This window comes from Halomonas sp. QHL1, from assembly GCF_001882345.1.
Taxonomy (GTDB): Bacteria; Pseudomonadota; Gammaproteobacteria; order Pseudomonadales; family Halomonadaceae; genus Vreelandella.
Window position 1 is genome coordinate 718,058 of sequence record NZ_MINL01000001.1, and the last position, 22,944, is coordinate 741,001.

Annotated in this window: 23 protein-coding genes; 20 read left to right on the forward strand and 3 right to left on the reverse strand. The window is 54.2% G+C overall.

Translation table 11 applies throughout. The annotated features are described in order from the left end of the window. The first annotated feature begins 271 nt into the window (after positions 1-271). The 4 genes from QHL1GM_RS03260 (at position 272) to QHL1GM_RS03275 (ending at position 4,490) form a co-directional block, all read left to right on the forward strand. A complete protein-coding gene (locus tag QHL1GM_RS03260) occupies positions 272-1,513 on the forward strand; it encodes an FAD-binding oxidoreductase (RefSeq protein ID WP_071693194.1) in 1,242 nt (413 codons plus the stop codon). 140 nt (positions 1,514-1,653) lie between these two features. Beyond that, complete coding sequence (locus QHL1GM_RS03265) at positions 1,654-1,863, forward strand: putative motility protein (protein WP_071693195.1); 210 nt, start codon at positions 1,654-1,656, stop codon at positions 1,861-1,863. A gap of 246 nt (positions 1,864-2,109) precedes the next feature. Next, complete coding sequence (locus QHL1GM_RS03270) at positions 2,110-3,699, forward strand: peptide chain release factor 3 (protein WP_071693196.1); 1,590 nt, start codon at positions 2,110-2,112, stop codon at positions 3,697-3,699. Positions 3,700-3,722: 23 nt separating this feature from the next. Further along, complete coding sequence (locus QHL1GM_RS03275) at positions 3,723-4,490, forward strand: TatD family hydrolase (protein WP_071693197.1); 768 nt, start codon at positions 3,723-3,725, stop codon at positions 4,488-4,490. A gap of 21 nt (positions 4,491-4,511) precedes the next feature. Here QHL1GM_RS03275 and QHL1GM_RS03280 read toward each other — a convergent pair whose 3' ends face one another. Further along, complete coding sequence (locus QHL1GM_RS03280) at positions 4,512-5,483, reverse strand: folate-binding protein YgfZ (protein ID WP_071693198.1); 972 nt, start codon at positions 5,481-5,483, stop codon at positions 4,512-4,514. Positions 5,484-5,659: 176 nt separating this feature from the next. On the opposite strand from QHL1GM_RS03280, the gene QHL1GM_RS03285 reads away from it, so the two are divergent. The 7 genes from QHL1GM_RS03285 (at position 5,660) to QHL1GM_RS03315 (ending at position 13,391) form a co-directional block, all read left to right on the forward strand. Continuing rightward, positions 5,660-5,857, forward strand: coding sequence for a hypothetical protein (locus QHL1GM_RS03285; protein ID WP_007114205.1), 198 nt, complete (start codon positions 5,660-5,662; stop codon positions 5,855-5,857). Then, entirely contained in the window at positions 5,857-6,264 is a 408-nt protein-coding gene (locus QHL1GM_RS03290) for an OsmC family protein (RefSeq protein WP_071693199.1), read from the forward strand. Before QHL1GM_RS03285 ends, QHL1GM_RS03290 begins: the two co-directional genes overlap by 1 nt. A gap of 22 nt (positions 6,265-6,286) precedes the next feature. After that, entirely contained in the window at positions 6,287-8,311 is a 2,025-nt protein-coding gene (gene uvrB, locus QHL1GM_RS03295; RefSeq protein WP_071693200.1) for an excinuclease ABC subunit UvrB, read from the forward strand. A gap of 4 nt (positions 8,312-8,315) precedes the next feature. Further along, positions 8,316-9,137: an endonuclease VIII gene (nei, locus tag QHL1GM_RS03300; protein ID WP_071693201.1), complete on the forward strand. Its 822-nt coding sequence runs from the start codon at positions 8,316-8,318 to the stop codon at positions 9,135-9,137. Positions 9,138-9,359: 222 nt separating this feature from the next. Then, positions 9,360-10,865, forward strand: a complete 1,506-nt coding sequence (locus QHL1GM_RS03305) for a fumarate hydratase (protein ID WP_071693202.1) — start codon at positions 9,360-9,362, stop codon at positions 10,863-10,865. Positions 10,866-10,989: 124 nt separating this feature from the next. Further along, a complete protein-coding gene (gene cls, locus QHL1GM_RS03310; RefSeq protein WP_071693203.1) occupies positions 10,990-12,411 on the forward strand; it encodes a cardiolipin synthase in 1,422 nt (473 codons plus the stop codon). A gap of 62 nt (positions 12,412-12,473) precedes the next feature. Further along, positions 12,474-13,391, forward strand: a complete 918-nt coding sequence (locus tag QHL1GM_RS03315) for a LysR substrate-binding domain-containing protein (RefSeq protein WP_071693204.1) — start codon at positions 12,474-12,476, stop codon at positions 13,389-13,391. 17 nt (positions 13,392-13,408) lie between these two features. Here the strand turns inward: QHL1GM_RS03315 and QHL1GM_RS03320 are convergent, their stop codons facing one another. After that, complete coding sequence (locus QHL1GM_RS03320; RefSeq protein ID WP_071693205.1) at positions 13,409-14,503, reverse strand: bifunctional nicotinamide-nucleotide adenylyltransferase/Nudix hydroxylase; 1,095 nt, start codon at positions 14,501-14,503, stop codon at positions 13,409-13,411. Between the two features lie 154 nt (positions 14,504-14,657). On the opposite strand from QHL1GM_RS03320, the gene QHL1GM_RS03325 reads away from it, so the two are divergent. Both QHL1GM_RS03325 and QHL1GM_RS03330 read left to right on the forward strand, forming a co-directional pair. Next, positions 14,658-15,557: a YihY/virulence factor BrkB family protein gene (locus QHL1GM_RS03325; protein WP_071693206.1), complete on the forward strand. Its 900-nt coding sequence runs from the start codon at positions 14,658-14,660 to the stop codon at positions 15,555-15,557. Positions 15,558-15,592: 35 nt separating this feature from the next. After that, entirely contained in the window at positions 15,593-15,868 is a 276-nt protein-coding gene (locus QHL1GM_RS03330) for an acylphosphatase (protein WP_071693207.1), read from the forward strand. Positions 15,869-15,903: 35 nt separating this feature from the next. On the opposite strand, the gene QHL1GM_RS03335 is transcribed toward QHL1GM_RS03330, so the two are convergent. Then, positions 15,904-16,845 carry a D-2-hydroxyacid dehydrogenase gene (locus tag QHL1GM_RS03335; RefSeq protein ID WP_071693208.1) on the reverse strand — a complete coding sequence of 314 codons (942 nt, stop codon included), beginning with the start codon at positions 16,843-16,845 and terminating at the stop codon, positions 15,904-15,906. A 266-nt stretch (positions 16,846-17,111) separates the two neighbouring features. Here QHL1GM_RS03335 and QHL1GM_RS03340 point away from each other — a divergent pair, with 266 nt between their 5' ends. The 7 genes from QHL1GM_RS03340 (at position 17,112) to tolQ (ending at position 22,941) form a co-directional block, all read left to right on the forward strand. After that, on the forward strand, positions 17,112-17,411 hold the full coding sequence (locus QHL1GM_RS03340; protein WP_071693209.1) for an FmdB family zinc ribbon protein: 300 nt from the start codon (positions 17,112-17,114) through the stop codon (positions 17,409-17,411). A gap of 65 nt (positions 17,412-17,476) precedes the next feature. Continuing rightward, positions 17,477-19,258, forward strand: a complete 1,782-nt coding sequence (aspS, locus tag QHL1GM_RS03345; protein ID WP_071693210.1) for an aspartate--tRNA ligase — start codon at positions 17,477-17,479, stop codon at positions 19,256-19,258. Between the two features lie 79 nt (positions 19,259-19,337). Beyond that, positions 19,338-19,901, forward strand: a complete 564-nt coding sequence (gene ruvC, locus QHL1GM_RS03350) for a crossover junction endodeoxyribonuclease RuvC (protein ID WP_175540344.1) — start codon at positions 19,338-19,340, stop codon at positions 19,899-19,901. Between the two features lie 104 nt (positions 19,902-20,005). Further along, complete coding sequence (gene ruvA, locus QHL1GM_RS03355) at positions 20,006-20,614, forward strand: Holliday junction branch migration protein RuvA (RefSeq protein WP_071695896.1); 609 nt, start codon at positions 20,006-20,008, stop codon at positions 20,612-20,614. Between the two features lie 113 nt (positions 20,615-20,727). Then, positions 20,728-21,765: a Holliday junction branch migration DNA helicase RuvB gene (ruvB, locus tag QHL1GM_RS03360; RefSeq protein ID WP_071693212.1), complete on the forward strand. Its 1,038-nt coding sequence runs from the start codon at positions 20,728-20,730 to the stop codon at positions 21,763-21,765. Further along, positions 21,762-22,187, forward strand: coding sequence for a tol-pal system-associated acyl-CoA thioesterase (gene ybgC, locus QHL1GM_RS03365; RefSeq protein WP_302847850.1), 426 nt, complete (start codon positions 21,762-21,764; stop codon positions 22,185-22,187). The genes ruvB and ybgC overlap by 4 nt, the downstream gene beginning before the upstream one ends. 58 nt (positions 22,188-22,245) lie before the next feature. Further along, positions 22,246-22,941 carry a protein TolQ gene (gene tolQ / locus QHL1GM_RS03370; RefSeq protein ID WP_071693213.1) on the forward strand — a complete coding sequence of 232 codons (696 nt, stop codon included), beginning with the start codon at positions 22,246-22,248 and terminating at the stop codon, positions 22,939-22,941. Positions 22,942-22,944: the final 3 nt, after the last annotated feature.

Consider the following 22,944-nt stretch of genomic DNA (forward strand, 5'->3'; position numbering starts at 1 on the left):
TTAGTGCTTTATTTGTTTTGCCCGTTGGGAAAAGTGGCCGTTATATCGGCACTATCCGAATGCTATTAAGGTTTCCTAATAGAAGCTAAGCAATTGTTATGCCGTTAATAGTGGAGTCATCCTTTTTAACGCGCATGACAGTATAAATTACTGATTTTTGGAATTAAAACAGCGTTTTAAGCTATATAAATGCGAGTGAATTGGTGATATTTTTCAAATAGTTATCGGTGTTCAATTGTGGCTTTGAATCGGCAAAAGGGAGTGCATCAAAATGGCACGTCAAACGGTAGTTTTGGGAGCAGGCATGGTGGGTGTCAGCATCGCTTGGCATCTGCGTCAGCGTGGGCATGAGGTCACCCTGGTCGATCGCCTTCAACCTGGCCGCGAAACCTCGTTTGGCAATGCGGGTATCATTCAGCGCGAAGCGGTAAGGCCTTACCCTTTTCCCCGCGACGTTAAAACGCTGCTTAGCGTTTTACCGAACCGTCGGGTAGATATTCGCTATCGCCCCGCGGGTATGGTCAACGCCGCCTCCCCGCTATTGCGCTACTGGATGAACTCTGCGCCCAAGGCTTACCAGAAAATTGTGCCGGAGTACGCCTCATTGATTCAGCTTTCGCTGAAAACCCACGGCCCGATGATTGATGCCGCAGGCGCCGACCACTTGGTGCGCCGACAAGGGTGGCTTGAGCTATATCGCACCCCTGAAAAACTCGCCGCACGGATAAAAGAGGCCGAAGAAGCGCGTCGCCTTTATGGCGTACAGTTTGAGCAGCTGGATAGGGCTGCGCTTGAGGAGAAAGAGCCTTCGCTGAGTGACGCCATTATCGGTGCGATTCATTGGCTTGACCCCTGGACTGTCGCTGACCCAGGTGGGTTGGTCGCGGCTTACGCCCAAGCGTTTAGCAATGATGGCGGGCGTATTTTGCAGGCGGATATCAAGTCGGTTCAACAAATGGGTGACCGCTGGCAGGTCAATACCGCTGCTGAAGCGTTAGAAGTAGATGACGTCGTTGTGGCTCTAGGACCCTGGGCGGGCAGCTGGCTTAAAGAATTGGGCTATCACTTCCCTACCTTTGTAAAACGTGGCTACCACATGCACTACGCGCCCCAAACGCCAGCCAAGCTAAATTTCTGGGTCATGGATGCAGAAGTGGGCTACCTGCTGGCGCCGATGAACGCAGGGGTTCGATTAACGACTGGCGCCGAGCTGGACCGGTTGGATGCACCTGCTGACGTCAATCAATTAGGCGCCGCCGAGAAAGTTGCGCGCAGCGTGTTCCCCTTGGGCGAGCGCCGTGATGATGCCCCTTGGAAAGGCGCGCGGCCCTGCTTGCCGGACATGAAGCCGGTGATTGGACCAGCGCCACGGCATCCTGGCCTATGGCTTGCCTTTGGTCATGGTCACCAGGGCTTTACCTTAGGGCCAGCAACCGGTCATTTGCTGGCGGATATGATGGAAGGGCAGCCAACGGCCATTGATATGGCGCCATTTCGTGCTGACAGATTCTAGCTAGCGCTATATACATTAATGGTTAGGCAATTTAAGCCGATAATAGTAGATACTAGCATCGTTAATAGGAACGATATTTTTGCGCGTAACCTAATGCTTTGCTAGTTTATAAGCACATTTACACACCATGAGGTGGATATATGGATGTAGGCATCAGCAGTTCAGTGAGCGCGTCGCTTTATATGAACCAAGCGCAAACTCCCGAACAGGCTCAAATGCAGGTGTTTAAAGAAACGCTAGATACTCAGGCACAACAAGTGACTGAAATCATGGCCTCTGCGGATACTGGTTCTCAGCCAGATTTAGCCAAAGAAGGCAGTGTAGGTACGCAGGTTAATACCTACGCCTAGAGCACGGTATTTAGTGACTAGCATCGGCCTTGTGCCGTTTAGTACGATAAAACGCTGACCTGGTCAGCGTTTTTTTTGGTCCTTTTCAAGGACGTCCTCAAGAGCATCACGTTTCACGCCACCCGCGACAACAACTGCCTCCAAGCGTTACAATTGCCCCAATGGACATTGCTCATTGCGCGGCGGCTAGTTATCGAGAGCTGCTGATTGGGTGCTGCGCTGAGTAACAATATTTGAAGAGGCATAATGAAAGAGACTCAATTAGCCCGTGAAGCTGAGCTTCGCAGGACATTCGCTATTATCTCGCACCCCGATGCTGGTAAAACCACGATTACCGAAAAGATGCTGTTGTTTGGCAACGCCATCCAGTTGGCCGGCTCGGTGAAGAGCAAGCGTAACGATCGCCACGCAACGTCGGACTGGATGAAAATGGAGCAGGAGCGGGGTATCTCAGTGACGACCTCGGTGATGCAGTTCCCCTACGGTGGCCGCATCGTCAACCTGCTGGATACCCCTGGTCACGAAGACTTCTCTGAAGATACCTACCGCACACTCACAGCGGTTGATTCTGCATTGATGGTAATCGATGGCGCTAAAGGCGTTGAGGATCGCACCATTAAATTGATGGAAGTGTGTCGTCTGCGTACCACGCCGATTCTCACCTTTATCAACAAAATGGATCGCGATATCCGTGACCCCATTGAAGTGATGGATGAAGTCGAAACGGTGCTGAATATTCAGTGTGCGCCGATGACCTGGCCGATTGGCATGGGTCGCCACTTTAAGGGCGTTTATCACCTCTATAACGACGTGATTCATCTTTACACCCAGGGGCAGGGCAGCCGGATCCCCGATGATAAGCGCATTGAAGGCCTGGATAGCCCCGAAGTGGATGCCGTTCTGGGAGAAGATCAGGCCGAAGAGCTACGCATGGAAGTGGAGCTGGTGCGCGGTGCTTCCCATGAGTTTGACCTGGATGCTTATCGCCGTGGTGAGCTTTCGCCGGTCTATTTCGGTACCGCCATGGGTAACTTTGGGGTGCGCGAGATGATGGATGGCTTTGTTGAGTACGCACCGCCGCCCCAGGCTCACGAAACTAATACTCGGGTAGTCACTTCCGAGGATGATCGTTTCACCGGTTTCGTGTTTAAAATCCAGGCTAATATGGATCCCAACCACCGCGATCGCATTGCGTTTTTGCGGGTCTGTTCAGGCAAATACGAAAAGAACATGAAGATGCGCCATGTGCGTATTGGTAAGGACGTTAAAATTGCCGATGCGTTGACCTTTATGGCCTCTGATCGCTCTCAAGTTGAAGAGGCTTGGCCTGGCGACATTATCGGTCTCCACAATCACGGTACGATTCAGATCGGCGATACCTTTACCGTAGGTGAGGATATGCGCTTTACCGGCATACCCCACTTCGCTCCCGAGCTGTTTAAGCGCGTGCGGCTTAAAGACCCGCTAAAGATGAAGGCATTACAAAAAGGCTTGCAGCAGCTTTCCGAAGAGGGTGCTACCCAGGTCTTTATGCCGATGGACAACAACGATCTGATCCTTGGCGCGGTAGGTACTCTGCAGTTCGATGTTGTCGCCCATCGCTTGAAAGAGGAGTACAAAGTCGACTGCTTGTACGAAGGCGTCAATGTTCAGACCGCTCGCTGGGTCTACTGTGAAGATGCCAAAAAGCTCGAAGAGTTTAAGCGTAAAGCTAGCGCTAACCTGGCGATTGATGGCGGCGGTTACCTCACCTATATTGCGCCTACCCGGGTTAATCTGCAGATGACCCAGGAGCGCTGGCCGGATATTCGCTTCCAGCCTACCCGCGAACACTAAGTTTTAACTATCTAGGCATGCAAATGCTGATCGATGCCCACTGCCATCTCGATTTTACCCAGTTCGATGATGATCGGGCTGAGGTTTATGAAGCTGCTAGGGCAGTGGGTGTGGCGCACTTTGTGGTACCGGGTACGACCCGTTCGCGCTGGCAGCAGGTGCTAGCGCTGGGCGAGCGGGTGGATACGTCAGTATGTCTTGGCCTACATCCTTACTTTATCAATGAGCATCAAACGTCGGATATTACCGCGCTTGATCGTTTGCTCGCTGAGCACCCAGAGGTGGTAGCTGTGGGGGAGTGCGGGATCGATGGCCGCTTTACCGACACGCTTGAAGCGCAGTGGCACTACTTTGATGCCCAGTTAAAGCTAGCGAAACAGCATTCGCTGCCTGTAGTGGTGCACTGTGTCCGCGCCAACGATAAGGTCGCTAAGCGCCTTCGCCAGCTCGCGCTACCCAAGGCAGGGCTAATTCACGCCTTCTCAGGCTCCATTGAGCAAGCGACCAAGTTTCTCGACCTGGGGTTCAAGCTGGGGTTGGGCGGCGCAGTCACCTATGAGCGCGCCAAGCGGTTGCGGCGAACCGTTCAGGCACTGCCTGATGATGCTTTTGTGCTGGAAACCGATAGCCCCGACATGCCGCTTAGCGGTTATCAGGGCAAACGTAATGAGCCGCGCCGAGTTGCCGAGGTATGCAGCGTTGTGGCCACACTGCGCGGGCAAACAGCGGAGCAGGTCGCGGCTCTGAGCAGACATACCGCCGCGACACTGTTTAATTTGCCTTCAAACTAGAAACGCTAACCTAGAGCAAGCCTAGCCGTTAAGGGTAACCGCCAGCTGTTCTGGGTCAACGCGCTCAATCGCATAGGGTAATGGGAGAAGGGTTGCTGGCGCCCCATCTAAATAGAGCGGCATGGTTTCTTCGGCGACTTTGGTGCTCATGACTGCCAGCAATTCGACGCCGCCTTGATGATTAAACGCGCTGACCACCACTTCGCCTACCGCCTTATCGTCACCATTAACCACGCTAGCGCCAACCTCGGGCGGCCTTGTAGTCTCTATACTGATACGCATTAAGCGCTTTTTCACCTGGCCACGGAAGTGCGCTCGGGCGACGACTTCCTGGCCGGTGTAACAGCCCTTTTTAAAGCTAATGCCACCCAGCGCTTCCCAGTTCAGCATTTGGGGGAGGAAGTGATCCTGCTGAGTATCGGTTAGCCACGCTAAACCGCTACGAATATCCTCAAGCTGCCAAGCGTTTCGGCCCGCTTGGTCATCCTGAAGCGACGCTACATCGGCTGTGGTGTCATTATCGAAACACAATAGCCAGCGGGGTGTCTCACCTGGGTAGCGGAGTACGCAGGCTTGGTCGTTATTGGTGTGGGTGCCTACTCTATCAGGTAGCTCCATACTCAGCTGATCCGCAAACGCTTGGGCCTCATCGCTAGCACCAATAAATACCAGGTCGCGTTGAGTGGTTAGTTCAGCGCGGTAAAAAGCGGCGAATTTTTTAAGATGATTCGCTAGGCTATCTAATAAGGTGTTGCTGAGCAGCAGACGATAATGCTCTTCGCCCAAGCGCATCAATTGGGCGTTGGCAAGCATGCGGCCCTTAGGCGTACAAAAACAGGTGAGCGGCGCAAAGTATCCGTCGGCCAGGCTGACCTGGGCGCTGGTCTGGCCCTGTAGGAACTTTTCTGCATCCGCCCCCTTCACATCCAGCGCGGCTAAGTGGTTAAGGCGGACGCTGCCAAGGGCGGGGGTGCTAGCGGTAACGGTCGCCATAAAAACTCCTGCAAAAGTGGGAAAGCGTTCAATAGTGATGCATTCAGTACGAAAAAATAAAAGTGCCTTTAGGGCTATTAAGTGTGGGCAGTCGGCACTGATTGCAAGGCACCATTAGCGTGCTAGACTCTTTCTCTTGTATCAGTTTTGCACAGGTCAACAGGTAGGAAAACGCTATGGCGCAGCAGTCGTTAACATTTCAGGGTGTTAAATCGGTCGATCAGGTGAACAAAATCACCACGGCGCTCATGATGCTTGATGGCGTTGATAGTGCCGAAGTGGGGCGCCATGGCGCCGATGTGGATGGTCGGGCAAAACGTGAGACCCTGATTAATGCCATTGAAAAACTCAAGCTAGGCGTAAAGGTATCCTAATGCACCCTCCCATTACCGTGATCAGCGAACGCAACCATGTCTTTAGGCAGCGAGTTGAAGTCAATGGCTTGGAAGATCTATACGCCGATGTGCCACCGATAGTAGGTGGCGAGGGCAGCGCCCCTGATCCCCACGACTATTTCGATATCGCTCTGGGTACCTGCAAAGCGATTACCGTGCAGATGTACGCCAAGCGTAAAGAGTGGCCGCTTGAGGGCATTACCGTCACCGTGCAGCGGGACGATAGCCAGGAAAAAAAGGGCATCTACAAGCTAGACGTAGCATTAACGCTACACGGTATTGATGACCCCGAGCAGCGCGCTAGGCTGGAAGATATTAGCCACCGCTGCCCCATTCAGCGGTTGATGACCCAGTCCACGGTCGAGATCGCCACCCGTTTAGTTTAAATTCTCTTGTTTAGGAGCACCGATGAGCAAAGCCTTTCGATTGCAGTCAAAATTTCAGCCCGCTGGCGACCAGCCTGCTGCCATCAAGGGGCTGATTAGTGGCCTGGAATCTGGGCTTGCCCACCAAACGCTGCTTGGTGTAACCGGGTCGGGTAAAACCTTCACCATGGCCAATGTGGTGGAACAGCAGCAGCGCCCCACCATTGTGATGGCGCCAAACAAGACCCTGGCTGCCCAGTTGTATGGTGAGTTCAAGGCGTTTTTCCCGGATAACGCCGTAGAGTATTTCGTCTCCTACTACGACTACTACCAGCCGGAAGCCTATGTGCCTTCATCGGATACCTTTATCGAGAAAGATGCCTCGATAAACGACCATATCGAGCAGATGCGGCTTTCGGCCACCAAAGCACTGTTAGAACGCCGCGATGCGCTGATTGTGGTATCGGTGTCGGCAATTTACGGCTTGGGTGACCCTGATCAATATTTAAAGATGCGCCTGCACTTTACCCGCGGCGAACTCATCGATCAGCGCGCTTTCCTACGCCGTTTGGCCGAACTTCAGTACACCCGCAATGATATGGATTTCCGTCGCGGTACTTACCGGGTGCGCGGTGATGTGATCGATATCTTCCCTGCCGACTCTGACGAGGAGGCGGTTCGGGTGGAGCTGTTTGACAGCGAAATCGACACTATCCGACTGTTTGATCCGCTCACCGGTGCTGTCCGCGGCGAGGTGCCACGGATGACCATCTACCCTAAATCCCACTACGTCACCCCGCGGGAAACCATCCTGGGCGCCATCGATGCCATTAAAGAGGAGCTCAAAGAGCGCCTGGTGTGGATGCGTAAGCATGAACGACTGGTAGAGGCGCAGCGTCTTGAGCAGCGTACCCTTTACGATATTGAGATGATGCTGGAGCTGGGTTACTGCAACGGGATTGAAAACTACTCCCGCTACCTCTCTGGCCGTGCCCCAGGCGAGCCGCCACCGACATTCTTTGATTACCTGCCCGATGACGCACTGCTGTTTATCGATGAGTCCCACGTCAGCGTGCCCCAGGTAGGCGGGATGTACAAAGGCGACCGCTCGCGCAAAGAGACCCTGGTCGAGTATGGCTTCCGGCTGCCCTCGGCGTTGGATAACCGGCCCATGAAATTTGAAGAGTGGGAGGCTATTTCCCCACAAACCATCTTTGTTTCTGCCACCCCGGGTCGCTATGAGGGTGAACACGCCAGCCAGACCGTTGAACAGGTGGTGCGTCCCACTGGGCTGCTGGATCCTGAAATCGAAGTGCGCCCGGCCAGTACCCAGGTAGACGATCTGCTTTCGGAAATTGGCCTGCGCACCGCGGTAGGCGAGCGGGTGCTGGTGACCACGCTAACCAAGCGTATGGCGGAAGACCTGACCGAGTATTTTGACGAGCATGGCATTCGGGTGCGCTACTTACACTCGGATATCGACACCGTCGAGCGGGTTGAGATTATTCGTGATTTACGCCTAGGCAAGTTTGATGTGTTGGTGGGCATCAATCTACTGCGCGAAGGCCTGGATATTCCTGAAGTGTCGCTGGTGGCAATTCTCGACGCCGATAAAGAGGGCTTTCTGCGTGCAGAACGATCGCTGATACAGACCATAGGCCGCGCTGCCCGTAACGCCCATGGTAAGGCGATTCTTTACGGTGATCGGATTACTGACTCTATGCGCAAGGCGATCGATGAAACCGAGCGTCGCCGCGCCAAGCAGACCGAGCACAACCTAGAACACGGTATTACGCCAACAACGGTTACCCGCTCAGTGGCCGATATCCTTGAAGCCGCCCAGGCACCAGGCAAGAAGAGCAGTCGCCGTCGTGGCAATGAGCGCAAGGTGGCGGAAAGCGCCGCCGAGTATGATGTCACCACGATGAGCAAGCAAGACCTGCTGGGTGCCATCAGCAAGCTCGAAGACGCCATGTTTGAGGCAGCGCAAAATCTGGAGTTCGAAGAGGCGGCGCGGCTTCGCGACCAGCTACATCAAATGAAAGACAAACAGCTGGCGCTGGGCTAGCGGTATGCCGGAAGGCCCAGAAATTCGCCGCGCGGCGGATCGTATTGAGCAGCAGATAGGCGGACGGGCGATCGACGATGCCTGGTTCGCCTTCCCAGAACTTGCCGAGCAGGCAGCATCATTTATGGGTGTTCGGGTTACCCGAGTAGATACCTGGGGCAAAGCAATGCTGATCCGGTTTGCCGATCAGCGCGTGCTTTACTCCCACAATCAGCTCTATGGTGTTTGGAAGCTGCATAGCGAGGATAAGCCTCCCAGCACCAAGCGTACGCTGCGCGTTCGATTAAGCGCAGAAGGGCGCTGCGCCAGTCTCTATAGCGCCTCCGATATTTCCCTCTGGCACGCAGAAAATCTCACCGAACACCCTTTCTTAGCCCGCTTGGGTCCTGATTTGTTGAGTCAAGATGTGGCTCCCTCCGATGTGCAGCAGCGGCTGAATTTAAAGCAGTTTCATAAACGCAGCCTGGGGGCGCTGCTGCTCGATCAGGGGTTAGTCGCCGGGCTGGGCAACTATTTGCGCTCTGAAATTCTGTTCTGCTCACAGCTTCCACCCAGCGCTCGACCGGTGGATTTAACCCCAGAACAGCAGCAAACCCTGGCTGAATGCATCATTGACGTTACCCGCCAAGCCTACCAAACCGCAGGCGTTACCAATCGTGAGGCCTGGATTGCGCAGGCCAAAGCAGCGGGTGAGCCGCGCAGACAGTGGCGTTTTGCGGTTTTCGAGCGGGCAGGGCTAGAGTGCCACCGCTGTGGAAAGGTGATCGAGCGCAAAATGATTGGGTCGCGAAGACTCTATCTATGCCCAAACTGTCAGTCGGCATGAGCAGGCCTTTAGCGCGCTGATGGCATACGCTATCAATTTTTATACCGTTATCTTGTTTAATAGTATCCATCGACTAAAGCCCTAGCCATAGTGTTCAGATAGCCGCCAGGGATTGCTGCTGCGTAAGGGCCAATACGGTATACTAGGGTCACGCTAAGACGGCACCTCCGCGGGCGCGGAAGAAAGCCGCAGACTAGACGATAACCTAGGAGCTATTAGTCCATGACCGTGATTCGCCAGGACGACGTTATTCAAAGCGTTGCCGATGCTCTGCAGTACATCTCTTACTACCATCCCAAAGATTTCATCGACGCCATGGCCGCCGCCTATGAGCGCGAAGAGAACCCCGCCGCCAAAGACGCCATCGCTCAGATTTTGATTAACTCGCGCATGTGCGCCACTGGGCACCGTCCAATCTGTCAGGATACCGGCATCGTCACCGTGTTCGTTCACGTGGGCATGAACGTTACCTGGGAAGCGGACATGAGTTTGGACGACATGATCAATGAAGGGGTTCGTCGCGCTTACTTGCTCCCCGATAATATCCTGCGCGCCTCGGTACTGGCAGATCCAGACGGTAAACGCGCCAACACCAAAGACAACACCCCGGCGATTATTCACCACTCGATTGTGCCCGGTGATACGGTCGATATTCACGTAGCGGCGAAGGGCGGTGGTAGCGAAGCAAAATCCAAGTTCGCCATGCTGAATCCCTCCGACAGCGTGGTTGATTGGGTGATGGAGCAGCTTCCGAAGATGGGCGCTGGCTGGTGTCCACCCGGGATGCTGGGGATTGGCATCGGCGGCACCGCTGAAAAGGCCATGATGATTGCCAAAGAGGCGCTACTCGATCCTATCGATATCCAAGATCTACAGGCCCGTGGCCCCAGCAATCGTGCCGAAGAGCTGCGTTTAGAGCTGTTTGATAAGGTCAACAAGAGCGGTATCGGTGCCCAGGGGTTAGGCGGCTTAACCACCGTGCTGGATATTAAAGTCAAAGACTACCCAACCCATGCGGCCAACAAGCCGGTAGCGATTATTCCCAACTGCGCGGCGACCCGTCATGCCCACTTTACTCTGGACGGTTCTGGCCCCGCGGTACTTGAAGCGCCGAAGCTTGAAGATTGGCCGGAAATCACTCGCGAGGCGGGCGAGAACGTCAAACGTGTCAACCTTGATACAGTGACGCCCGCTGAAGTCAAAACCTGGCAGCCCGGGGATACGCTGCTGTTGAACGGTAAGCTGCTCACGGGCCGTGACGCTGCTCATAAGCGCATGGTCGATATGCTGGCCAAAGGCGAGCCGCTGCCGGTGGATATGAAAGGTCGCTTTATCTACTACGTCGGTCCGGTTGATCCCATTGGTGACGAAGTCGTGGGCCCCGCTGGTCCAACCACCGCTACGCGAATGGATAAATTCACCCGCACCATGCTTGAAGAGACTGGCTTGTTGGGTATGGTCGGTAAAGCAGAGCGTGGCCAAGTAGCCATTGATGCTATCCGTGACAACGAAGCGGTGTACTTAATGGCGGTCGGTGGGTCGGCTTACCTGGTCGCCCAAGCGATTAAAAAATCGCGGGTAGTGGGCTTCGAGGACCTAGGCATGGAGGCGATCTACGAATTCGAAGTTGAAGATATGCCGGTGACCGTAGCCGTTGATAGCCTGGGCATATCGGTACATCAAACCGGGCCTGCGAAGTGGAAAGAGATTATTGCCCAGTCGGCGTAATGTGGTGGTAAGGTTGATTAGGCTTTTAATGCATAAGTTTTTAAACATTTAGCTTTTTAAACGCATAAGGGCCTCGCTGACGGCGAGGCCTTGTGCTTTGTAAGGGCTTGATAAGGAAGTGGTTATGACCTCCTGGTTGCTAGGGACCAGCATCTTACTGATACACCTGATGGGCATCGTTTCAGCCATTATGGCGCTGATGTCTAGCCGCACCTCCCAGGGGGCCGTGGCATGGATCATATCGCTCCTGACATTTCCCTATGTGGCGCTTCCCGCTTACTGGTTTTTTGGGCGGCCGCGGTTTTATGGCTATGTGTCTGCACGAGGCCAGCGGGACACCGTGCTACGCCGGGTTCTAGTGCGCTATCGGGCTAATGTGCAGCCCTACGTCGCACCTTCTAGCAATGCGGATATTCAAGCAGTCGAACAGCTTGCCATGATGCCGCTAACTCATGGTAATCAAGCGACACTGCTTATTGACGGGCCAGCAACGTTTGAAAGCCTGTTTGATGGCATTGAACGTGCGGAACAGTATGTCTTGGTGCAGTTTTTCATTGTTCGAAACGACGCCCTTGGACAACGTTTGAAACACCATTTACAGCATGCTGCTCAGCGCGGCGTACGGGTATATTTTCTTTACGATGAAGTGGGCAGCCGCAAGTTAGCCGATAGCTACCTCAATGATTTAATTAGCGATGGTGTGGCCGTGAGTGCCTTTCGCTCATCGCGTGGCTTTAAACACCGTTTTCAGCTTAACTTCCGCAACCATCGCAAAGTAACGGTGATAGATGGCAAGAAGGGCTGGATAGGGGGCTTTAATGTCGGGGTCGAATACCTCGGTGAGAATCCTCGACATGGGGCTTGGCGGGACACCCATCTCAAGCTTGAGGGGCCCAGCGTGTTGGGTTTGCAGGAGGCTTTTTGGGAGGATTGGCACTGGGCGAGGGATGAAGTGATTAGCCTGAACTGGATGGCCGACACGTCTTCCTCTGCCATCGACCACCATGTGGTGATCGTGCCCTCTGGGCCCGCTGATCGTCAGGATACTGCCAGCCTGCTCGTCCAGCAGGTCATTCATAGCGCCAAACAGCGGCTGTGGGTGACCAGCCCTTATTTCGTTCCCGACCAGGGAGTTCAGGACGCGTTGCGGCTAGCGGCGATGCGCGGCGTCGATGTTCGGATCATGATTCCGGAGCGTCCCGACCACTTGTTGGTTTTCCTCTCTGCGTTCTCATTTTTACCCGATATGTTAAGAGCGGGCGTTAAAATATACCGTTATCTTCCTGGGTTTTTACATCAAAAGGTTATGCTGGTGGACAACGACGCAGCCACAGTTGGCACTGTTAATTTAGATAACCGCTCGTTCCGGTTAAATTTTGAGATTACTGCGTTTATTCCTAGCCGCGATTTTGCTACCAGCGTCGAGGCGATGCTTGAACAAGACTTTGCACAATGCCGTCGTGTCACCATTGATGAGATTAGTCAGCGCCCAGTGTGGATGAAAGTTATTTCGCGGGCGGCCTATTTAATGGCCCCGGTTCAATAGATACGTCAGCCTAAAAGGAAAACCGAGATGCTCAAACGCAGGGTGAGACAAGGAGTCATGGGGTGAATCTTGAAACAAAATGGCTGGAAGATTTTGTAGCGCTTGCCAATACGCGTAGCTTCTCTGCGTCAGCACGCCAGAGACACGTAACCCAACCGGCATTTAGTCGTCGTATCCGAGCATTAGAGCAGGCCGTTGATGTTACCTTGGTGGATCGTTCAACCACCCCCGTGGGGTTAACGCCAGAAGGGCAGCTGTTTTTGGTCACTGCGCGCAATCTGGTCGAACAGTTAAACGAATCGCTAAGCCATTTGCGCGGCCTCTCTATCGCCAATGAAGCGCTGGATATTGTTGCGGCACACTCCCTGGCATTGAGCTTTTATCCGCCTTGGATCTCTCGTCTGCAGCAGGGCTTGGGCGAGTTGCCGACTCGCTTGGTGGCCATGAATGTGGGGGAAGCGATTCATGTGCTGCGGGAGGGCAACTGCGATTTAATGCTCGCCTACTACGATCCCTTTGCGACGATGCAGCTGGACGCCGAGGTATTTCCCTCATTTTCTATTGGAAAGGTCAATATGCTGCCCGTTTCGTTGCCCGGCGAGAATGGGAAAACAAAGTTTTCACTTCAGCACGACACTTCCATTCCCTATCTGTCTTACACCCAGGGGGCCTTTTTAGGGCGCAGCGTGCGCATGCTGCTGAAGAATGACCCGCTGCGTATGAAGCTGCGTACGGTATATGAAACGGCCATGGCCGAAGGTCTAAAGGGAATGGTGCTCCAGGGCGTTGGCGTAGCTTGGATACCCGACTTTTGTATTCGTGAAGAGCTGAAAAGTGGCCGTTTGGTGAGGGCAGGTGACCCGAGCTGGGATATCCCTTTGGAAATCCGCTTATACCGCTGCTCGATGGTGCATAAGCCCGGCGTAGAGCGTTTGTGGCGGCAGATGATGAAGCTGCCGCGGGATTTCCTGCAAGCATAACGCTTGTCAGTGAGCGTTTAGCTACTGCCAAAATCGGCGGGTAGCCCTAAGAAGTTCTGGATAATAAAGAAGTGATCTTCAAATAGGCTGTCGGGCTCAAGATCGGCAAGCGCTACCCAGCGTGCATGATCACCGCCTTTAACGGGCTTTAGGCGTGGCAACTGCTGATCAGGGCGTAGCGCAAAATAGAAAGCTTCCGCCAGGGTACGCCCACGCCAGCTGCGGTGGGGCTCATCAAACAGGCGTTGGCCACGCAGTGAGCCTTTGAGTACGGGTTCGGGAACTTTTAAGCGTATGCGCTCGCGAAGTTCCCGCAAGCAAGCATCCAACAGACGCTCGTGGGGGTTAATAAACCCCCCAGGCAGGGCATAAAGCCCTTTCCCCGGTGCTGCCGTGCGCCGCACCAGCAGCACATGCCCCGACTGCACGACCACCGCGTTGACCGTAACAAAAATAGGCGGGTAGGGCGCGTGAGCCCAGGCCTGACGGTACTGATCCAATAGCTGCTGTTCTTCCAACAATCGCTGGTAGGCGCGTTCATTGCAAAAGTGTTTGACGCTCTCCACCACGCCCGGCGGTAAATCGTGGTAGGCGCCGGTGCTTAGATAATCATCCGTTGAGCTGGGGGAGCGAAACAGACGCTCGCGTATTTGACTGGCTGAAATTCCCTCCACTGGTGGCACGCTGACCGACTCCCATTGAGGAAATAGTGAAAGGTAGTAGCTGGACTGGCCACGGCTGGCTCCAATCAAGCCAATACGGGGTAGACGGGCATTGGCAGGTGCTGCCAAATCGCGGACTTTGCGCTGCACATCGCGCACCCAAACATCGTCGTTATAGAGGGCGTCGAGTAGGGGAGTGATTTCTAAGCGTTGATTATCGGCGTCGTCAAATCCCGCGCGAAGCATGGCTTGACGCTCATCGAACCGCCAGGGGTTGCGCAGTGAGCGCGCCTGCCAGGAAGAGCCGACCAACACAATGACCTGACGCGCACGTTTGAGCGCCTCACGTATAATCGCTAGATGCCCCAGGTGCGGCGGCTGGAAACGGCCGATAAACACCAAACAGTCGAAGTCGCAGGCGGTCGCGGAGCGCGAAGTTTCAGTAGCCATCCAAGCTTCCTTTTTCGTTTGGTGATATCAGAGATGCAACGTACCAGAAAACTGCGCTAAACGCTGTGGTTAGGTATGCTAGAAAAATAGGATATTGATAACGCTTATAAAACGTCCGGATACTTAAAATCGATACCCAGCACAGGGAGTGACTATGATTAAAAGCGCGGCTATCTTTTGGTGGAGAGTAGTACAAGACGCCACGTCACTTTGGTTGGAGCGGAATGCCTTTAGCTACGCGGGCTCACTAGCGTTCTATACACTTTTCTCCTTGGCGCCCACGATTATTATCGCTGTCACGGTAATCGGTGTTGTATTGGGTGAAGAGGCTGCCCATGGCCAAATAGTCGCTCAGCTACAAGGCACATTGGGAATGGATGCAGCAGTGGCTATTGAACAGGCTGTTGCCCAGTCGAGAATAGAAGAGTCCGGTATCTTGCCAACACTTTTAGGCGTGGGAGCGCTGGTGATTGGGGCGACGACAGTCTTTGCACAGATGCAGTTTTCGCTCAATACCATTTGGGGCGTAACAGCAAAGCCCACCTCTAATAGCGCTTTGCGCTTTATTAAAAGTCGATTGCTCTCGTTAACGGTGGTGCTCTCCATCGGATTTATACTGATGGTATCGCTGGTGTTAGGCGTTGTTTTGCGCGGTATGCTTCAGGCCGCCGATAATTTAGTGCCTTATGCCAGCTTATTAACCACGTCCGTTGAGTCGCTGGTCTCGCTGGGCGTCGTCACCTTACTATTTGCCACCATTTTTAAAGTACTTCCCGACGTTGTTTTGCGTTGGCAAGATGTGTTTATTGGTGCTGTCGTAACCGCCGTGCTGTTTACCATAGGCCGTAGCGTGATTGCTATTTACTTGGCGTATACCGCAACAGCATCCACCTATGGCGCTGCCGGGTCGGTGGTAATGATTTTGCTATGGGTCTACTACAGTTCACTAATACTGCTGTTTGGGGCAGCGTTCACCCGCTCACTACTGCTACGCCGTGGCCGTCCTCTGATTCCGCGCAACAGTGCAGTGATTGTCAAACGCGAGTTTGTTTAACACTTCGGTAAGGCCAGCAAGGTAAGGAGGTAATGATGAGCGATTGCTGTGTACGTGCTTTGGTGACCGGCAAGGTGCAGGGCGTCTGGTATCGCCGTGCTACTCTAGAGAAAGCCCTTCAGCTTAGCCTCACCGGCTACGCCAAAAACTTGCCTGATGGCCGCGTTGAAGTGTTGATGTGTGGTCACTCTGACGCAGTCAAGCTGCTGAGCGAATGGCTATGGCAGGGCTCAGAAGGGGCGCAGGTTACCCATGTGGAGCTCGAGGTGCTAGATAATTGTCGCGCCCCGAGCCACTTTGCCACCCAGTAAGACCTTTTAAGAAACTCTGGCTAGTCGGCAAGTTTCTATTTAGCGCTTTTCCATTCAAGAATATTGTTGGCCGTTAGGCTGACAATATTCTGGCGCGCTTCCGGTGTGATCCAGGCGTTGTGAGGCGTGACGATTAAGTTGAGCGGCTCGCTAAGGGCATCCAGCAGCGGATGGCCATCTCTGGGCGGTTCAGCGGGCAGTACATCGACACCTAATCCACCCAGCTTGCCGCTACGCAGCGCCTCCAGCGCGGCCACTTCATCGATAACCCCGCCACGGGCGCAGTTGATCAATAGCAGCGAGTTCTTGGCGCGCGCTAAGCGTTCCCGGTTAATCAAGTGTTTGGTGGCCTCGCTCAACGGGCAGTGCAGACTGATAACATCGGCATCCGGTAGCAGGTCGTCCAGGGCAGGGCGCTTATCATTCGCCTCATTACCCGGGCGGGCGGCAAAGGTGACCTGCATGCCAAAGGCTTCCGCCAGGCGTGCTACTTCAGTACCTAATTCACCTTGACCAACCATCACTAGCTGTTTGCCTGACAGCTGGAGCGTTGGGTAATCCTGCAAGCAAAAGAACGAGCTACGCTGCCATTCGCCGGCGGCGACATCGCGCTGGTAGCGGGGGAGGCGATTGGCTAACGCGAGGATGAGCATTAAAGTGTGTTGAGAAACGCTGGCGGTGCCATAAGCCGCGACGTTTTTAACTTCGATATTGTGTTCTTTTGCACTCTCAAGATCGATATTATTGAGGCCTGTCGCCAACACGCATATCAGTCGCAGTTTAGGCAACTGCTGAAGCGTCTCGGCGTCCAGCACTACCTTGTTCACAATCGCTATATCGGCGTTAGCAAGGCGTTCCCGCGCTTGTTGAGTCGTGCTCTGCTCAAACACCTCAAGGTTTGAAACCGTCTCTTCAATGGCGGCCAAATTGATCTCGGGACCGAGGCTTTGCGCATCCAGTATCACCGCATGGGGCATTTTCTTCTCTCCATTAACTGCAGGGGGCTGTATAACCTTGCTCGCTAGGGGGCACAAAAGGGTATAATGGCGGCGCTTTATCAACCGCAGCCTTGGAATTTACCCCGACTGGCCACATATTGCAGCCTGGCAGCGTTTGTGTTCGCCATTGTTCTCTCTTTTCAGAACTGAGTCTTTTAGAACTGGGTCTGCCAGAGCTAAGCCTTTTAGAACTATGTTTGCCAGAACCATGCTTGTCAGGGTTGAGCTTATTAGGAGTCATCAAGATGCCCATCTACGAATATGAGTGCAAGGCCTGCGGCCATCGCATGGAAAAATTGCAGAAAATTAGCGCCGATCCCCTTAAGGATTGCCCTGCATGCCAAAGCGATGGTTTGGAACGGCTTGTCTCGGCAGCGGGTTTCCGTTTGGCCGGCGGCGGTTGGTACGAAACCGATTTCAAAACGGGTAGCAAAAAGAACCTGGTTGCTGATGGCAAAACTGCCTCTGCAGATGCCGGTAAAGCAAGCGATTCCAGCGCTACCGCTAAGAGCGTTACTCCCACAGACAAGGGCGCCGCGGCATAGCCGCAGCAGTCAGGGTCGGGACGCCCGCGACACACTCATTGCCACGTAACAGAACAGGATTTGACATGCGCAGCCATTATTGCGGCCAGCTAAACGAAACTTTGGTGGATCAAACGGTTACGGTATGCGGGTGGGTTCATCGCCGCCGTGACCACGGTGGGGTAATTTTCCTCGATATGCGCGATCGCGACGGCATCGCTCAGTTCGTGGTCGACCCTGATACCGCCGAGGCGTTCGCTAATGCCGACCGTGCCCGTAGTGAATTTGTCCTGCGTATCACTGGTCGTGTTCGGCTGCGCCCAGAAGGCACCCAAAACGCCAACATGCCGACGGGTATGATTGAGGTGTTGGCAAAAGACGTTGAAGTGCTCAATACCGCCGTTACCCCGCCATTCCAGCTGGATGAGCATGGTAGAGTTGGTGAAGAGGTGCGCTTAAAGCACCGCTATATCGATCTGCGTCGCCCGGATATGATCGAGAAGCTGCGCCTACGCTCGCGTATTTCTCATAACGTGCGCGCTTACCTCGAAAACCAGGGCTTCCTGGATATCGAAACGCCGGTGCTCACCCGCGCGACGCCAGAAGGTGCTCGTGATTATCTGGTGCCTAGCCGTACCCACGCGGGCAGTTTCTTTGCGCTGCCCCAGTCCCCGCAGCTGTTTAAGCAGCTGTTGATGGTGGCGGGCTTTGACCGCTACTACCAAATTGCCAAGTGCTTCCGCGATGAAGACCTACGCGCCGACCGTCAGCCTGAGTTCACCCAGATTGATATCGAGGCGTCTTTCGTGGAAGAGAATGACATCATGGGCATTACTGAAACCATGATTCGTCAGCTGTTCAAGGACGTATTAAAAGCCGAACTACCTGAATTTCCGCGCATGACCTGGCAGGAAGCGATGGATCGTTTTGGCTCTGACAAACCGGATCTACGCATTCCGTTGGAACTGACCGATGTCGACGACCTTATGAAGCAAGTCGATTTCAAAGTCTTCTCTGGTCCTGCCAGCGCAGATGATGGCCGTGTTGCGGCGCTGAAAGTGCCCGGTGGTGCTAAGCTGTCGCGCAAAGAGATCGATGAGTACACCAAGTTTGTCGGCATCTACGGTGCCAAAGGCCTGGCGTGGATTAAAGTCAACGAGCGCGCCAAAGGGCTTGAAGGTCTGCAGTCTCCGATCGTCAAGTTTATGGAAAATATCGTTGAAGAGCTGCTCGATCGTGTGGGCGCTGAAGATGGTGACATTATCTTCTTTGGTGCCGATAAAGCCCGGATCGTTAACGAAGCCATTGGCGCGCTGCGCGTCAAGCTGGGTGCTGATCTGGAGCTCTATACTCAAGAGTGGGCACCACTTTGGGTCGTCGACTTCCCGATGTTTGAAGCCGACGACAATGGTCGCTTAAGCCCGCTGCACCACCCCTTCACTGCGCCTTCCTGCACGCCGGAAAAGCTCAAGGCCGATCCTGCCAAGGCGCTTTCACGCGCTTACGATATGGTGCTCAACGGCACCGAGTTAGGCGGTGGTTCGATCCGTATCCACGACCAAGCCATGCAAAGCACGGTGTTTGAGATCCTTGGTATTGGTGAAGAAGAAGCCCAAGAGAAATTCGGCTTTCTGCTGGATGCGCTTCAGTACGGCGCGCCGCCTCATGGTGGCTTAGCTTTTGGCTTGGATCGCTTGGTCATGCTGATGGTCGGTGCCAAGACTATTCGTGAAGTCATCGCCTTCCCGAAAACCCAAAGCGCTGCCTGTTTGATGACCAACGCACCGGGCGAAGTCAGCCCCGAGCAGTTGAAAGATTTGAACATCCGTCTACGCCAGAAAGTCAAAGCGGAACCCACCGCCGAATAAATCGGTTCGGTTGGCCGTTCAACACCGACGCCACGGCGTCGGTGTTTTTGTATGTTCTAGTCACACGAGTAACGACGCCATGGAAGAGCAAAAGCCCGTCGTACCCATTCGCATTTTGGGCATAGACCCTGGCTCACGGGTAACCGGTTACGGGGTGATCGATATTATTGGCGTTAAGCCCAGCTACGTAGCGAGTGGCTGTATTCGTACGGCGGAAGGGGCCTTAGAGCAGCGCTTGGCGCAAATTTACGCCGGCCTTAGCGAAGTCGTGGGCCTGCATCGACCTTCCCAAGTGGCCATTGAGCGGGTATTTATGGCCAAAAACCCCGATTCAGCGCTAAAGCTGGGCCAGGCTCGGGGGGCGGCAATGGTGTGTATGGCCAATCATGGCTTGAGCCTTGCAGAGTATGCCGCGCGGCAGATTAAGCAGGCGGTGACCGGCCAGGGCGGCGCGGATAAAGAGCAGGTGCAGCATATGGTGACTGCTATTCTGCAGCTCTCTGCTACCCCTCAAGCTGATGCCGCCGATGCGTTAGCCATTGCGCTAACCCATGCTTATAACGGCTCTGTCATTAACACCCAAGGGTTGCCCGCTGCGCCATCTAGGGGCCGGCGTCGCTCCACCGGACGCTGGCGGCTTTAATTCCCGCTGTACCGGTGGCTGAACTACTGGTCACCTGTACAGAGTCGCTTTATAGTAATCATCTGTTTTTTACTCTATTTTTTCATTCCGGTGCGAGCGAATTTATGATTGGACGTCTGAGTGGTCAGCTAGTGGCAAAGCAACCTCCCTGGATTGTGATCGACGTTCACGGCGTAGGTTACGAACTGGAAACCTCAATGAATACGCTGGTTGCACTTCCGGCGATCAACGAGAGCGTTTCATTATTCACTCATTTAACCATTCGTGATGACGCCCACTTACTCTATGGGTTCGGCCGTGAGCACGAACGTGCTCTCTTTCGCGCATTAATTAAGGTCAATGGCGTAGGGCCCAAGCTTGCACTAGCCATCCTGTCGGGTATGGACGAAGACGCCTTTATGCGCTGCGTCCGTGATGACGACAGCAAAGCGCTGACAGCACTGCCAGGGGTGGGTAAGAAAACCGCTGAGCGGCTGATTATTGAAATGCGCGACCGTTTCCCCGAGTGGGAAGACGGCAGCAACACGCTGCTGCCCCTTGAGGCCACTAATGGCCGCGCCGCTGCCCGTGATAGCCTCGCCGATGCGGAAGCCGCATTAGTTAGCTTGGGGTATAAACTGACTGAGGCGTCGAAAATGCTCGCCGATATCGACCCCAATCAGTCCACCGAAGCGCTGATTAAAGCCGCTCTCACCCAGCGCATGAGTGGCTAAGCAGAGCGGAATAAATACGAAATTGCGGGTAGCGGATAGTCCTTTGTTAATAGGCCTTTGTTAATAGGCCTTTGTTAATAGACCTTTCTGAATCGCCATAAAGAAGAGCACCTATGTTAGAACACGATCGGCTGATCGCCGCTGAGCCTGAACAGGGGGAGGGGCGTATTGATTACGCGATTCGCCCTAAGCGGCTGGATGACTATATTGGCCAGCCGCGTGTGCGTGAACAGCTGGAAATCTTTATCGGCGCCGCCCGGCAGCGCGAAGAGAGCCTGGATCACACCCTAGTATTTGGCCCCCCAGGGTTGGGTAAAACGACCCTTGCGCATATTATTGCCACCGAGATGGGGGTCGGTATGAAATCGACTTCCGGCCCGGTACTTGAGCGGGCAGGCGATTTAGCCGCCATGCTGACTAATTTAGAGCCTGGCGATGTACTCTTTATCGACGAAATTCATCGCCTTTCGCCGGTGGTTGAGGAAGTGCTCTACCCAGCCATGGAAGATTTTCAGCTCGACATCATGATTGGCGAAGGGCCTGCGGCGCGTTCGATTAAACTGGATCTTCCCCGCTTCACCCTGGTGGGTGCCACTACCCGGGCAGGGTTACTGACTTCCCCGCTGCGTGACCGGTTTGGTATCGTGCAGCGGCTTGAGTTTTATAACCTCGAAGAGCTAACAGAAATTGTCTCGCGCTCGGCGCGCTTGTTAGGCGTTGAAACCAGCCACGATGGCGCCATTGAAGTAGCCAGACGTTCACGTGGTACGCCGCGAATTGCCAACCGATTGCTGCGCCGGGTGAGAGATTACGCCGAAATGAAAGGCAACGGCGTAGTCGATGTCGCCATGGCTGATGCGGCACTCAACATGCTCAATGTGGATCATCACGGTTTGGATCATATGGATCGACGACTACTGCTAGCCATGATCGATAAATTTGACGGTGGGCCGGTGGGCATTGATTCACTCGCCGCTGCGATCAGTGAAGAGCGTGACACGATCGAAGACGTTATTGAGCCCTATCTTATTCAGCAGGGCTTAATGATGCGGACCCCCCGAGGCCGGGTGGTCACCCGCCAGGCATGGCTGCACTTTGAGCGCGTGCCTCACGAACAGGCAACCGATATGGAAGGAGAGCGCCGTCCGTGAGTAAGCAAGTGAGCGTGCCTGCGAACGATAGTTATCGCCTGCCGCTGCGCGTTTATATGGAAGATACTGACGCAGGCGGCATTGTCTACTACGTTAACTACTTGAAGTTTATGGAGCGTGCGCGCAGCGAATGGCTCCGACAGTTGGGCCTGAATCAGCAAACGCTGCTAGACGAAGGTACACAGCTAGTGGTATACCGCTTGGCCTGTCACTACGCGAAACCGGCTTGCCTAGACGATGCGTTGCAAATTAGTGCTCACATTTCCGACGTTGGGCGCTGTCGAATGACATTTGAACAGCAGGTTTGGCGTGGAGAGGAACTCCTTTGCTCTGCCACAGTCGAGATAGCCTGCTTGAGCACCGAGCGTCTACGGCCAAAAGCATGGCCAGCGTCGCTTAAAGTTTTGACCCGGGCCTCTTAACCAAGAGGTCACTCACTGCGTCGGCAATCCCGACCCTAATAGATTGATGAGGGCACCTGTGAACGATAACACCATGTCCATTCCCCATTTGATAATGAGTGCCAGTACGGTAGTGCAACTGGTAATGCTGCTACTGCTGGTGGGGTCGATCCTCTCGTGGGTAGTAATTTTTCAGCGCAGCATTGCGTTGGGCCGCGCCAAGAAAGAGTACAACCAATTTGAGGAGGCTTTTTGGTCAGGTGTCGACTTAAACGAGCTCTACCGTGAGATCCCAGCGGACGACCCGCGCCACGGCGCCGAACATATTTTTCAATCCGGTTTCCGCGAATTTAACCGCTTGATGCCTAAAACCCGTGACCCGGATACCGTGCTAGAAGGCGTGCAGCGTAGCATGCGGGTCGCGTGGTCACGGGAAGAGGATCGCTTAACTCAACATTTAGTATTCCTGGCCACCGTTGCCTCTGTTAGCCCCTATATCGGCCTGTTTGGCACTGTATGGGGAATCATGGGGTCTTTTCAGGCGCTATCTCTGACGCAACAAGCAACCCTAGCCACGGTGGCTCCCTGGATTGCCGAAGCGCTAATTGCGACAGCCATGGGTCTATTTGCGGCGATCCCAGCGGTGATTTTCTATAACCGACTGTCCAACACGTCTTCTCGCCTGCTGGGTAAATACGAAGACTTTGCTGAAGAGTTTCACGCTATCCTGCATCGCAATTTGCAAGGGCGTGACGGCAAAACGAGCGCCAGCTAAGGG

Excerpts from the sequence above, each read along its gene's own strand:
- QHL1GM_RS03260 (WP_071693194.1), top strand. The coding sequence starts at position 272 with ATGGCACGTCAAACGGTAGTTTTGGGAGCAGGCATGGTGGGTGTCAGC.
- QHL1GM_RS03265 (WP_071693195.1), top strand. The coding sequence starts at position 1,654 with ATGGATGTAGGCATCAGCAGTTCAGTGAGCGCGTCGCTTTATATGAAC.
- QHL1GM_RS03270 (WP_071693196.1), top strand. The coding sequence starts at position 2,110 with ATGAAAGAGACTCAATTAGCCCGTGAAGCTGAGCTTCGCAGGACATTC.
- QHL1GM_RS03275 (WP_071693197.1), top strand. The coding sequence starts at position 3,723 with ATGCTGATCGATGCCCACTGCCATCTCGATTTTACCCAGTTCGATGAT.
- QHL1GM_RS03280 (WP_071693198.1), bottom strand. The coding sequence starts at position 5,483 with ATGGCGACCGTTACCGCTAGCACCCCCGCCCTTGGCAGCGTCCGCCTT.
- QHL1GM_RS03285 (WP_007114205.1), top strand. The coding sequence starts at position 5,660 with ATGGCGCAGCAGTCGTTAACATTTCAGGGTGTTAAATCGGTCGATCAG.
- QHL1GM_RS03290 (WP_071693199.1), top strand. The coding sequence starts at position 5,857 with ATGCACCCTCCCATTACCGTGATCAGCGAACGCAACCATGTCTTTAGG.
- uvrB (WP_071693200.1), top strand. The coding sequence starts at position 6,287 with ATGAGCAAAGCCTTTCGATTGCAGTCAAAATTTCAGCCCGCTGGCGAC.
- nei (WP_071693201.1), top strand. The coding sequence starts at position 8,316 with ATGCCGGAAGGCCCAGAAATTCGCCGCGCGGCGGATCGTATTGAGCAG.
- QHL1GM_RS03305 (WP_071693202.1), top strand. The coding sequence starts at position 9,360 with ATGACCGTGATTCGCCAGGACGACGTTATTCAAAGCGTTGCCGATGCT.
- cls (WP_071693203.1), top strand. The coding sequence starts at position 10,990 with ATGACCTCCTGGTTGCTAGGGACCAGCATCTTACTGATACACCTGATG.
- QHL1GM_RS03320 (WP_071693205.1), bottom strand. The coding sequence starts at position 14,503 with ATGGCTACTGAAACTTCGCGCTCCGCGACCGCCTGCGACTTCGACTGT.
- QHL1GM_RS03325 (WP_071693206.1), top strand. The coding sequence starts at position 14,658 with ATGATTAAAAGCGCGGCTATCTTTTGGTGGAGAGTAGTACAAGACGCC.
- QHL1GM_RS03330 (WP_071693207.1), top strand. The coding sequence starts at position 15,593 with ATGAGCGATTGCTGTGTACGTGCTTTGGTGACCGGCAAGGTGCAGGGC.
- QHL1GM_RS03335 (WP_071693208.1), bottom strand. The coding sequence starts at position 16,845 with ATGCCCCATGCGGTGATACTGGATGCGCAAAGCCTCGGTCCCGAGATC.
- QHL1GM_RS03340 (WP_071693209.1), top strand. The coding sequence starts at position 17,112 with ATGCCCATCTACGAATATGAGTGCAAGGCCTGCGGCCATCGCATGGAA.
- aspS (WP_071693210.1), top strand. The coding sequence starts at position 17,477 with ATGCGCAGCCATTATTGCGGCCAGCTAAACGAAACTTTGGTGGATCAA.
- ruvC (WP_175540344.1), top strand. The coding sequence starts at position 19,338 with ATGGAAGAGCAAAAGCCCGTCGTACCCATTCGCATTTTGGGCATAGAC.
- ruvA (WP_071695896.1), top strand. The coding sequence starts at position 20,006 with ATGATTGGACGTCTGAGTGGTCAGCTAGTGGCAAAGCAACCTCCCTGG.
- ruvB (WP_071693212.1), top strand. The coding sequence starts at position 20,728 with ATGTTAGAACACGATCGGCTGATCGCCGCTGAGCCTGAACAGGGGGAG.